Here is a 12,455-nt window from a genome sequence, read left to right on the forward strand (position 1 = left end):
TCGTAAGATTTTAATGACTAAATTTGGGCATTTTTCGGTAAATTTTAGTTTATTTCCCTATCCCCCTATCCCCCTATCCCCCTATCTCCAATAATCGTTAACTTACTAAAGTTTGAAACAGCCCTGCCTTTTTTAAGGGGGGCTGGGGGGGATCATAATCTTGCGGAAAACTTTGAAAACACGCCCTAGTGGTCAGTAATCGTAAGCATTCAGCAATCAGCTGTCAGCCGTCAGCTAATCAACGGGAGGTAAGAAAACAGTTTACGGTGCTGGTGCGACTGGTTGAAAATCTGTGCTCGTTTTACTCATCCGACCCCGTTCAGTTAAAGCGCCTGCTAGCTGATAGCTGATAACTGATAGCTGAATGCTTATGTTCCTTTGGAACCGCTTCGCGATGAAGCGAAGCTTCCGCTAAGAGCGATCGCATAAAAATACCACCAGAGAGGGGGGTATGGGAACATTCATTAAGGTAAGCTACGTTTATCTCGTCTATCTGTGTAAGTATTGAGCGATCAGTTATCAGCTATCAAGCATGGATCTTTAGTTCGACAAAAACACCCGACTAAAAAGGTGTCACAAACCTGACTAAACCCCTTTAGCTGATAGCTGACGCTTTTACCTAATCTATCGCTAGCTTAAATAGCATTGCTCTTCCACAAGACGTTAGCAAGATGAAATTCTCAATTGTGCTTCTCACAGGACTGATGGCTCTAGTGCCTGTAGCTCCAGTTAACGCTGAAAGTCGCATCGTTGTTGGAGATAGTAACCTAGACGTTGTCATCTCTTCATTCGGGCGTAAACACAGGCATCGTTCACACCGCAGGCATCGGCGCATCTATTATCCCAGGCGTGGGCGTGGGCGTGGGCGGGTGCGAATCTATTCTCCTAGGCGTGGGCGGGTGCGAGTCTATTCTCCTAGGCGTGGGCGCGGGCGAGTCTATTCTCCCAAGCGCAGGGACGATGAAATATACTATCGTAATCGTAGGGGAGTCAGAATCTATTCTCCCAGGCGCAGACATGATGGGATTTTTTATCATGACTATCGGTAGTTAACTGCAACTTTTGAGGATTCAAATTAACCATCTTTCAACTCCAAGGGGACTCCCGTTATACCCGCGCATGAAGCGCGGGAGACGGGGCGTATAAAGTGCGGACGCAGGTTCCGCACACAGCCCCTTGGGAATTGGAGATTGGATCTGTTGCGTGTCTTAGACATTTCCGCTAAAATACTAGTTTCAGTAGCGGGAATACTGGATGCTAACTCAAGTTAACAAGACTCGCGGAATTCCCCACCCTCTTCCAGGGTGGGGATGGATAGCGAAACAGTGACTTGACACGTTACTGGAAAATATATATAATATTAACTAAGGTCGATAACGAAGGTAAGTGCAGTGAAACATAAAGCCGTCAAAGTCAGAATCTATCCAACACAAGAGCAGGTTCAAATATTAGCTCAGCATTTTGGATGTGCTCGCTGGTGGTGGAATTATGCACTGAATCAGTGCATAGAGACTTATAAAGAAACTGGCAAAGGGCTAAAGCAATCTGCACTTAATTCTATGTTGCCGAAACTCAAGAAAGAAAAAGAGACTGAATGGCTAAAAGAATGTTACTCCCAGGTCTTACAATCTGTGAGTCTTAACCTTAGTCGTGCATATCAGAACTTTTTTGTTCGCGTAGCGTGGCCAAAGGCCAAGGTAGGGCAAAATATCCTAGATTCAAGTCATATCATCACCGCCAATCAATTCAGTACCCCCAAAAGGTCAAGCAAGTGGGTGACTACCTTAAGTTTCCTGGAAAATTAGGAGTTGTCAAGGCAGTAATTCACCGACCACTAGATGGGACAATCAAAACTGTAACAGTCAGCAAAGACCCTTCTGGCAAATACTATGCTTCCGTCCTAATGGAATACGAGTCTGATGATCCGAAACCATCGACAGACGGGAAAGTGATCGGAATTGACTTGGGCATCAAGGATTTTGCTATTACCTACGACGGCGAAAAGACCTCTAAATTTGGCAATCCTAAGCATTTGGCTAAATACGAAAAGAAATTAGCCAAAAAACAACGTATTACTGTCCGAAAGAAAAAAGGGAGTAGTGGAAGTAGGAAAGCTAGAAAGATTGTAGCAAAGGTATATGAACGTATTGGAAATGTCCGCCAAGACTACTTGCATAAGCTATCTAGTAAAATCGTAGATCAGAACCAGGTAGTGGTAGTCGAAAATCTAAATGTCAAGGGCATGGTTCGTAACCATAAATTAGCTAAAGCAATATCTGATCTGAGTTGGGGGACTTTTGTAAATTTCCTGTCTTATAAATGCGAAAAAGAAGGAAAAGTATTGGTCGAGATAGATCGGTGGTTCCCCAGTTCTAAAACCTGTTCTAATTGTCATTACCGAATCAAAGAGTTGCCGTTAGACGTAAGGACTTGGACTTGCCCAAGCTGTGGCACTCACCACGACAGAGATGGTAATGCAGCAAAGAACATTAGAGCAGAAGGTATCAGAATGCTATCCTCCTCTGGAACGGGGGAGGTCAACGCCAGTGGAGAAGAAGTAAGACCAAGACGTGGACGCCCGTCCAAGTTGAGGCATTCTTCCGTGAAACTGGAAGCCCCGGCCTCAACGAAGTAGGCCGGGGTAGTTCACTAATCTTCGTTTAGACAAGCAGCAGATCAAAGCTCTCAGGCAGATGTGTCACTTGAGCAAAAATATGTTCAATGTGGGACTCTATAATGTCCGTCAGTACTTTTTTCAGGAACGAAAGCATCTACGATACGAGAGCAACTATTATCACTCGAAAGAGAATGAGAATTACAAGTTATTACCGACGGATATTGCTCAACAAACCCTAAAGATTGTCGATAGATCCTTTAAATCTTTCTTTGGTTTGATCAAGCTTAAATCTAGTGGAGGCTACCAGGAAAAAGTTAGGATTCCTAATTACCTTCCCAAGGATGGGCATTTTATTCTTGGCTTACTTCTGGTAGCTAATCTCCCTTTTCATCCCCTATTCCCTGCTCCGAAGTCCCTGCTCCCTAAAACCTAGAAATTTGTACCTGACCGAATTAAAAACCGCTGTATTACTCTTAAGTTTCATTCAACCAAACCCTTAAATCTTCAAGATTCGAGAAATCTAAGCAGGCTTCACTCAACCCTTCCAACTGGTCCAGTGATAGTTGAAGAATTTGCTGTTGCAGTTCACTCGGTATTTCTCCTAAGCTACGGGATAGCAGACGGAGAATCAGTGCTCGTTCTCGTTGTGCTCCTTCTTCTCGACCTTGTTTTAGCCCTTCTTCTCTACCTTCTTGTAAACCTTCTTCTCGACCTTGTAGCAACCCTTCTTGTCTAGAAGTCTCGACAATATTATTCATGTCGCGGTAATATTTGAGACTGTTTTGGTAGTTATCCTGTTCAGTGCGAGAAAAATTCGCAATTTCTGCCACGTCAAACAGTTGATTGAAGACCGACTCTTGGAAAGGTTGAGGGCGATTCTGTAATTCTGATAGATTTTTAAGGACAAACAGCCATTTATCAAAATGCGTCTCTAACTGGTCTAGGGTTTTGGTAAATTTGGGCAACTCGATATAAATAAATTTAAGTTTGTCATAAAATACTTGACAATCCTGATTTTTTAGCTCCACAGTATGTAGGATTGTTTCATCATTTTTATGGTCGTCAAAAACAAAATCTAAGACACCGACAGTATAAACCGCCTTTAATTGATAATCCCAATCACGTTTTTGCGCTTGTTCTTGGATTGGAAATGTGGAATAGTAAACACTTCTATCTTTAAAGAAGTTTTGTTTTGCTTTTTGAAGTTGAACAATAAAGCTTTCCCCAGTTTTGGCTTGACAGTAGATTTCAAAAATTACCTTGTCTGTATTCTTGAAGGTAACATCTTCAATTTCATGATGAGGTGGTAAAAGGGTATTTAAAAAATCAATAAGTAGTGCTTTATTTTCTTCCGTACCAAAAACACGCTTAAAGCCAAAAGCCGTAAGTAAAATAATATACTTATCTTTGAGATAATAGACCATGATAGTGCTAGGGGAATCGTAAGCTATCAGCGGTCAGTCGTAAGCTATCAGCTATCAGCTAATGCGCACAATTTTTATTGTAAGCATTAGGCTGACAACTGACAACTGACAACTGACGACTAACCGCTGACCGCTGACCGCTGACCGCTGACCGCTGACTGCTTAATATTATAGTTATGATCTAAATCTAAATTTTATTCCCTGTTCCCTGTTCCCTGTTCCCTATTCCCTACTCCCTACTCCCTACTCCCTACTCCCTACTCCCTATTCCCCTTAACCATGAGCAATCCCAACTATTGGAAACCAGCTTACCAACTCTTTAACCCAGAGCAACCCCTGACCACACCAGAGGAAATGAAAGATTTTTATATCCAGCGAGAGGATAGTCCAGTAGAAAATTTAATCGCTACTCTGGTAATGGAAGACCAGCCAGCTAAGTTTTTATTAGCTGGTCATCGGGGCAGTGGAAAAACAACGGAATTGCGACGAATTGAACAGGAGCTAGCAGAAAATTATGCGGTGATCTGGGTTGATACGGCAACAGCTCTCGACCGCTATAACATTGGTTATGCTGAGGTGGTGGTGTTGATTGGAATGGAGGTTTGTCGCCAAGCCATTAAACCAGGCTGGTGGTCAAATCGGGATCAGCGCTTACTGGATGATTTAGAAAATAGCCTAACAACAGTAATTTATCAAGATAAAGAAACAGATACTGAACAGTTAGAATTACCAGAGGTTTTGAAAAAATTGGGGTTAATTCTAAAACGGGGATTAACTCGGGATATGACTAAAACCCTTAACATTCGCCCTGCTGTTAGTGACATCATTGATCGAGTTAACGATATTATCAAAGCTGCTGAGAAAGACCGCAAGCAAAAATTATTAGTCATTGTAGATGGTCTCGATCGCCATGATTTGAGAACCGCTTTGGAAATGTTTGCTAGCCCGCTCCTGACAGAATTAGAGTGTCATATCATCTACACCATTCCAATTTCCTTACGATATTCCCCTAGCTTTCGCCAACCGATGGAAAGCTTCCAACCTTTGGATTTGTATAATTTGCCTGTATTTGAATGCGATTGGCCTACGGCCACGCTACGCGATCGCAATTCTGGTCCGACCTCAACCCCTAACAAAGTTGGTCGAGATATCTTGAAGTCTGTGATTACCAAACGATTAGCTAAAATTAACGAAACAGATCTATTCACTCCCGATGCCCTAGAGCTAATATCTGAAAAGAGTGGTGGTGTGCTCCGGGATTTAATCCGACTAGCGCGGGGGGCTTGTCAGGTCGCCCTGAAGAAAAAAAAGGAATATGTAGACACAACCATTGCTAAGGAGGCGATTCAAGAAGAACGCAAAGCATATACTATCAACGACTATCATTTTAAAGAATTGGCTACTGTTCACCAAACTGGTCGCTTAACTACCAATACCCATCATTTGCCCAAGCAAGGTGAATTTGTCATTTGTGATGAACTTTTACAAAATAAGTATGTCTTAGGGTATTACGGTGACGATACCTGGTTTGATGTGCATCCGATTATTATTGAAGACTTGGAACAGTGGCAAGCCAGTCAGAATTAAGGAACAGGAAATCGGGAATCGGGAATCGGGAATCGGGAATCGGGAATCGGGAATCGGAACCCACCCCTATTCCCCTCCCAGGAGGGGAATAGGGAATAGGGCAAAAAACCTGTGTAACTGATAGTTATGAAAAACGCTGTATTTATTTGTTTTTATGGTGAACTATAACGTTTCTGGCAGTTGTGACTTACAGTCTTCTTTGATATTGATTCCCTGTCTTGATGCAATGCATCCCTATTCCCTATTTCCTCTTCTCTGTTCCCGATTCCCGATTCCCGATTCCCGATTCCCTCTCCCCAGCACTATCTCACTCAATACTCACCCATGAAAACAGCCCCTGACCCATTGACGCCTGCTGACCATAATGAGCTGGATAGCTTAGTATCCACTCTAGCACTATCTAGTGGCACCACCATTATTTTTGCCATTGCTCCCGAAAGTGGTCCCAACCATCCAGTGGTGGAGCAGTTTAACTCTGTTATTAGTCAAGAAGCTTTGAGTGAGGAAGGGTTTCAGGTTCGCAACTTTTTCTACAGTCAGGATTCTTTAATTAATTTTATCCTCCGTCTTAATCCCCTAGGTCAAGAGACCTCTTTCAACACTCCTGCTCTCATTCGTCCTCTAATCATGGCCTTCGGGATTGAGCAGTTGGACACACCTCGTCGCATCAATGAGCTAAAACGACTGAATGTCGGTAGAGAATCCCTGTTTGAGCGAGACATGGTATTGATGTTTTGGCTCAATAAACCACAATTTTTGGATGAGTTTCGCCTCCGGGCTCCAGATTTCTGGGATTGGCGGGAGCAGATTTTGGAATTTCAAACCCATCCCCCCCTGGAACCGTTATTCTATCCCTATCTGGAGTGGTTAATTGCCCAGAATTCTTATCTCAAGTTTAGTGGCGTGATGCAGGTGCAGCGCCAAGTGGATATTTTTCTGGATCAGGTCTATATTTCCCTCAAGGCTGAACGTCAGAAGCTGGTGGTTGATACCTCCGATGCTAGGCATTTATCTAAGGCTGATTTATCTAGCCCTTCGATTCGGGTAGATCAGTTTGAAAGGATAACTCAGGATATCGATATCTCTAGCAATACTAAAACTATTCCGGAAAAGGTTGATTTAGCCAAAGCCATACAGGATAGTCAGTATAGCGTGATTTTGGGAGACCCTGGTGCTGGCAAAACCACCCTTCTGAAATATCTAGCGCTCCATTTTGCCACCGCTCAACGGGATCACCAGGAAACAGTATTGGCAGGGGAAGCTAACGAGGATTTGGGGCAAACTCGCTTACCGGTTTTCTTTCGGATTGCTGACTATGCGGAACGGTTGGCAACCCAATCGGACTTGAGCTTGCAACAGTTTCTTAGGGAATTCTCTGAGCAGTGGCAAAGTGAATTTACAAATAAGACTGATAACGAACTGAGCAATAGCCCCCTAAATCCCCCAATTCTGGGGGACTTTGATAGCATTTCCCCCCAAGATTGGGGGGTTAGGGCGTGTTTTCAAAGTTTTCCGCAAGATTTAGATCCCCCCCAGCCCCCCGCGCGGAAGGGGGAGCCATTCTCAAAGTCCCCCTTTTTTAAGGGGGATTTAGGGGGATCTCCGAGTTTGAAGACACGCCCTAGGGGGGCACAACCAAGTCAACTTTGTAGATCCGATAATACTACAACCATTTTTGAGCATTTAATTCACAAACTCCATAGTGGTAAATGTCTGGTGCTGTTGGATGGCTTGGATGAAGTATTTAATCAGGAAATACGCCAACAGATAGTTAACCAAATTGAAGGGTTTGTTGATGAATTCCCCAATAACAAGTTTGTGATTACTAGCCGGATTGCTGGCTATCGGGAGGTTAAATTAAGCCAACGGTTTTCCCATTTCACCATTACTGAGATGGAACCGGAACAGGTGGAGCGGTTTCTAGACCGATGGTGTCTAGCGGTGGAGAAAGCTCAAAGACCAGATGCCAGTCAGCACTATTGGCAGCAGGAAGCCGATCACCAAAGTGGGGAACTTAAGGAAGCGATCGCAGCCAGTGAGGGAGTCAAGCGTATGACTGGCAATCCCTTATTGTTAACAATTTTGGCATTAATTCACCGCAATGGCTCTCGCTTGCCCAATCAACGGGTAAAACTCTATGAATTAGCCGTCCAGACCTTGACCGAAGATTGGCAATTGAGCAAAAAATTGCCTGGTGTTGAGACCGTAGTGCTCAAAGAAAGTCAGGTGATGGCACTGTTGGCTCCCTTGGCTTACTGGATGCATGAACACAAACCCTCCGGATTAGTCAGTGAAGCAGAAGTTAGGGAAAAACTAGCCCAAATCCATGGGGAGTTGAATGATGAAGACCCGGATTCCCAGAGCGTGCAGTGGCAAATTAATGATTTTTTGCTGAGGGTCAGGGAAACCACCGGTTTGTTTGTGGAACGTGCCCCTGGTAGTTATGGGTTTATGCATCTAACCTTTGAAGAATATTTTGCTGCTCGGTATATTGCGGATAATGATGTTAGTGATATTCTCGATAGTATTAATCAGCATCGATATGAAGCCCGTTGGGATGAACCAATTTTGTTAGCGTTAGGGTATTTGGGGAGTGAGAATCCCAGACGGATTAATAAGTTAGTTCCAAAGTTGTTTAAACCCTTAGATGACTATCAGCCTAGGATTGACCATGGTGAAATTAAACTTAGAAAAACATCATCGAAAGATGTGGTTTTAGTTTGGCCAGTCTTAGGTGAAGATTCAACAGTTTCATACCAAGAGTCACCGTTGGTATTGCAGGATTTACTGTTTGCCGGTAAAGTTTTGACTGATGTTGATGTCAACAGCAAGATTCGAGCTAGGGTGATTAAACAGTTAGTCTGGACTTACTTGGGGTTAGATCAAGACTTTGAACATGAAACGATTAAGGAATTGTTGACCAGGTTACGTGAGATTGAAAGGTTTAATCAGAAGGATGAAGTGATTAAGTGTCTCCAAGAAGCTGCTAATACTATTAAGCTAAGTGAAGAGAGATGGGTCAAGACTCAGTTAGGGAGTTTATACGTAGCTTGTAGTCAAGCTGGAGAAACCTTAGTTAGTGCTGTGAATGAGTTTGTTCAACAGCTAGTTAACCAAGCAGAGCCTAAGCTATTCAATAATCTGATCGATTTGGTGAGAGAGCTAGGGGAAGAGATGACCCCAGCTTTGGAAGCAACTAGACAAGATCCGATTCGGGATCAGCGAAGTCAACAAGCAATAAAATTTGTAACAGCACTATCTTACGTCCGCTCGGATAAGTATGATCAGGCTATTGAAATTTTAGAGGAGATTAATCAACAGCCAGATAGTCCAATCAAGGTTTACATTGCTTGGGCAATAGCTACCTGTTACTGGAAAAAGGAAGAATATGATAAAGCGATCGCATTCTACCAAGAAAGCCTTGACATCAATCAGCAGTTGGGTAACCAGAAGAATGTAGCCGATTTGTGGTCTTGGCTGGGTGTTTCTTATCGACTATCCGAGAATTATAAGCTAGCTGTCGATTGTCAACTCAAAGATTTAGCCATCCGTCAACAGCTTGATGATACACCAGAAAGAGCATTAGCTTACTCTCTACTTGGTAGAATATATGAAGCTTGGGGGAAATACGATCAAGCGATCGCATACTACCAACAAAGCCTTGAAATATATGACCAGTTGGATAAACAAAAAGATGTCGCCATTCAGTGGTATAACCTAGCTGATTGTTATCGAGAATCGGGCAGATATCAAGAAGCTGTGGATTGTCAAATCCAAGACTTAGCTATCAGTCAGCAGCTTTATCACCAACAGTGGATAGCATTAGCCTACTATCACCTCGGTAGAATCTATCAAGGTTGGGGTAAGTATCACGAAGCGATCGCATCCCACGAACAAAGCCGTGACCTTTATCACCAGTTGGATAAACAGAAAGATGTCGCCAATCAGTGGTATTGGCTAGCTAATTGTTATCGAGAATCGGGCAGATATCAACAAGCTGTGGATTGTGAACTCAAAGATTTAGCCATCCGTCAGCATCTTGATGACCAACCGAGGATAGCATTAGCCTACTGGAGCCTAGGCTACATTTATCAAAATTGGGGTAAGTATGACCAAGCTATACGATACCACGAACAAAGCCGTGACCTTTATCAGCAGTCAGATTTACAAAAGAATGTCGCCAATTCATGGTACCGGCTAGCTGATTGTTATCGAGACTGGGGCAACTATCAGCAAGCTGTTGATTGTCAACTCAAAACCTTAGCTATCCGTCAGCAACTTGATGAGCAACCGAGGGTAGCATTAGCTTACTATCAACTTGGTAGAATCTATCAAGATTGGTGTAAGTATGACCAAGCGATCGCATACCACCAACAAAGCCGTGGCCTTTATCAGCAGTTGGATTTACAAAATAATGTCGCCAATCAGTGGAATTGGCTAGCTAATTGTTATCTAGAATTAGGTGATTACACCAAAGCTATTGACAATTACCAGCAAAGCCTAAATCTCCATCAAGAACTCGGTCAAAATGAAAAGATTGCTAATCGGTATCGAAAAATTGGTAACAGCCAACGCCTCCTAGCCAGAAATACTCCAGACACAACCCAAGCCCTCCACTTACTCAGCCAAGGGGAGCAAAGTATTGGTCAAGCCATGGAAATTAGTCAAGCCAACGACTACAAAGCCAACCTAGCCTACGACTATACCGCTCTTGGCTTACTCTATTCAGAACGCTTGCGTCGATTACCCTCCAACCACCCTACTCTACTGGAACAGATTGAGCAATTTGAAACCAACTATGCCATGGGCTTAAGGTTACTTTCAGAACTTGTAAAAATTGTCGATAGGGCAGAAGAAATTCTAGATATCTCCCGGGCTTACCTAGAGGTGAATGTCTTAGAAAACCTTGACCGAGCAGAAGCGTTAGCCCTAGAATCCCTACAGGTTTTCCAAGACTACAACCGTCGGAAACTAGAAGCCTCTGCTCGCCAGCTCTTAGGAGAAATTTACTTGCGTCGTGTTGAGGGTAATCAACCCAATGCTAACGCAATGGCTTACCAATTTTTCACGGAAAGTTTAGAGATTTATCGGAGTCTAGATATTCAGAGAAAAGTGATAGAATTGGAGCAACAGTTAATAGGAGTAGGGAGTAGGGAGTAGGGAGTAGGGAGTAGGGAATCGGGAATCGGGAATCGGGAATCGGGAATCGGGAATCGGGAATCGGGAATCGGGAATCGGGAATCGGGAGTAGTAATAATATTTGACTATTTCAGTACTACGGCGGTTTGCATAACTATCAGGTACACATTGTTTCTCTTTTTCCGACTTCCGACTTCCGACTTCCGACTTCCGACTTCCCTGCTCCCTGCTCCCTGCTCCCTGTTCCCTGCTCCCTGCTCCCTGCTCCCTACTCCCTACTCCCTACTCCCTACTCCCTACTCCCTAACCATGAAGAGAGTTGCAGTATTTGGCAATGCTGGCGGCGGCAAATCGACCCTAAGCAAACGTTTAGCCGAAATAACTGGATTACCCCTGGTACACCTCGATTCCATGAAATATAGACCGGGCGGTGTTGAGGTGCCCCATGCCGAGTTTAAAGCTGCCCATGATCAGCTCTTGCAACAGGAGCAATGGATCGTTGATGGATTTGTCTCACTCGATACGGTGTGGCAACGGCTAGATGTAGCCGATACCCTGGTCTATCTGGATATGGCTGTGCTGCGACATTACTGGTGGGTCACAAAGCGATTTGTTAAAGGTCTTTGGGTGCCACCGGAAGGCTGGCCTGAAAATAGTCCCCTAGTACAAGGCACACTGAATTCCTATAACACGGTCTGGCTGTGTCATAAAAAGCTAACGCCCAAATACCGGACTTATGTGGAAGCGGCTAAAGCAACAAAGCAGGTTTACCATTTGCGATCGCCCCAAGAGGTAAAGCATTTTTTGCAAACTATGGTTACAGAATTTGAAGGTTAGCTGAATGATTACCTTTGTATATAGCAATTCTACGACTTATGAGGTACAAATTTCTGGTTTTTAGGGAGCAGGGAGTAGGGAGCAGGGAGCAGGTAAGAGGTAAGATATAAGAGGTAAGAGGGAAAAAATAATGTGTACCTCATGAGTCCTAGAAACGCTATATACATCTTCAATTCTCCCTTATTTGCAATAACTGACTGGCATTAAGAATCGCTAATAGCCTTGTTGTTACCCCCTCAGGTAAAATTGATATAGCGACTAGAGAAGAGCAGGAGATGGGGTCATGATTTATCAAGTTATCCTCAGTAGAGAAAACGATAAATATATTGCTCGTGCCAAAGAATGGCCGGAAGTTATGGTTGTAGAAAATAGCCGTGATGCTGCCATCAATCAGCTTAAAGCTCAACTACTTGACTATCTAATGAATCAGGTTGAAGTTGTTGAAGTTGACATTCCACTACTAGGAAATACAGGAAATCCTTGGCTGGATAAATTTGGATGCTTTAAGGATGACCCGACTTTTGAGGATCTACAGGCTGAAATTGCTGCCTATCGGCAAGAAATCGATCAAGAGATGGGGCACCTGGCAGAGCAACCCTAATCACACGTAATCCAAAAGACTTTGAGCGTGTCATAGCTTTAACCCTCGAAGACTGGTCAATAATGTATAGCGTTGATTGCATGTATGAGGTAAAATTATCAACTTCAAAGTCCCCCTTTTTAAGCTATGCTTTATAAACATATTTCTTTACAAAAAACTTGACAAAAGTAACTTGATATGATTAGTGTGATCAAAAAACTTGACGTCCCACGTTCTCGCTCAGTTTGTATAGGAAAAGCCTTTTGCCAAA

The 12,455-nt window shown here is 43.4% G+C and carries 8 protein-coding genes and 1 pseudogene; 8 read left to right on the plus strand and 1 reads right to left on the minus strand.

Going from position 1 to position 12,455, the window contains the following annotated elements:
• Positions 1 to 671: 671 nt before the first annotated feature.
• From F6K49_RS28595 to F6K49_RS28605, 3 genes and pseudogenes are all read left to right on the plus strand, one after another.
• Positions 672 to 1,049, plus strand: coding sequence for a hypothetical protein (locus tag F6K49_RS28595; RefSeq protein WP_293022930.1), 378 nt, complete (start codon positions 672 to 674; stop codon positions 1,047 to 1,049).
• Positions 1,050 to 1,391: 342 nt separating this feature from the next.
• A pseudogene (locus tag F6K49_RS28600) lies at positions 1,392 to 2,635 on the plus strand (RNA-guided endonuclease TnpB family protein).
• A gap of 79 nt (positions 2,636 to 2,714) precedes the next feature.
• Positions 2,715 to 3,050 carry a transposase gene (locus F6K49_RS28605; protein ID WP_293102045.1) on the plus strand — a complete coding sequence of 112 codons (336 nt, stop codon included), beginning with the start codon at positions 2,715 to 2,717 and terminating at the stop codon, positions 3,048 to 3,050.
• 40 nt (positions 3,051 to 3,090) lie between these two features.
• Here F6K49_RS28605 and F6K49_RS28610 read toward each other — a convergent pair whose 3' ends face one another.
• On the minus strand, positions 3,091 to 4,041 hold the full coding sequence (locus F6K49_RS28610; protein WP_293102048.1) for an Rpn family recombination-promoting nuclease/putative transposase: 951 nt from the start codon (positions 4,039 to 4,041) through the stop codon (positions 3,091 to 3,093).
• A 279-nt stretch (positions 4,042 to 4,320) separates the two neighbouring features.
• On the opposite strand from F6K49_RS28610, the gene F6K49_RS28615 reads away from it, so the two are divergent.
• From F6K49_RS28615 to F6K49_RS28635, 5 genes are all read left to right on the plus strand, one after another.
• Positions 4,321 to 5,628 carry a P-loop NTPase fold protein gene (locus F6K49_RS28615; RefSeq protein WP_293102051.1) on the plus strand — a complete coding sequence of 436 codons (1,308 nt, stop codon included), beginning with the start codon at positions 4,321 to 4,323 and terminating at the stop codon, positions 5,626 to 5,628.
• 154 nt (positions 5,629 to 5,782) lie between these two features.
• Positions 5,783 to 5,956: a hypothetical protein gene (locus tag F6K49_RS28620; RefSeq protein WP_293102054.1), complete on the plus strand. Its 174-nt coding sequence runs from the start codon at positions 5,783 to 5,785 to the stop codon at positions 5,954 to 5,956.
• A complete protein-coding gene (locus F6K49_RS28625) occupies positions 5,953 to 10,788 on the plus strand; it encodes a tetratricopeptide repeat protein (RefSeq protein ID WP_293102059.1) in 4,836 nt (1,611 codons plus the stop codon). Before F6K49_RS28620 ends, F6K49_RS28625 begins: the two co-directional genes overlap by 4 nt.
• A 147-nt stretch (positions 10,789 to 10,935) precedes the next feature.
• The gene (locus F6K49_RS28630; protein ID WP_293102062.1) at positions 10,936 to 11,604 is read left to right on the plus strand and encodes an adenylate kinase; all 669 of its coding nucleotides are present in this window, start codon (positions 10,936 to 10,938) and stop codon (positions 11,602 to 11,604) included.
• Positions 11,605 to 11,887: 283 nt separating this feature from the next.
• On the plus strand, positions 11,888 to 12,205 hold the full coding sequence (locus F6K49_RS28635; protein ID WP_293102065.1) for a hypothetical protein: 318 nt from the start codon (positions 11,888 to 11,890) through the stop codon (positions 12,203 to 12,205).
• Positions 12,206 to 12,455 lie beyond the last annotated feature (250 nt).

It is taken from the genome of Moorena sp. SIO3I6 (assembly GCF_010672095.1).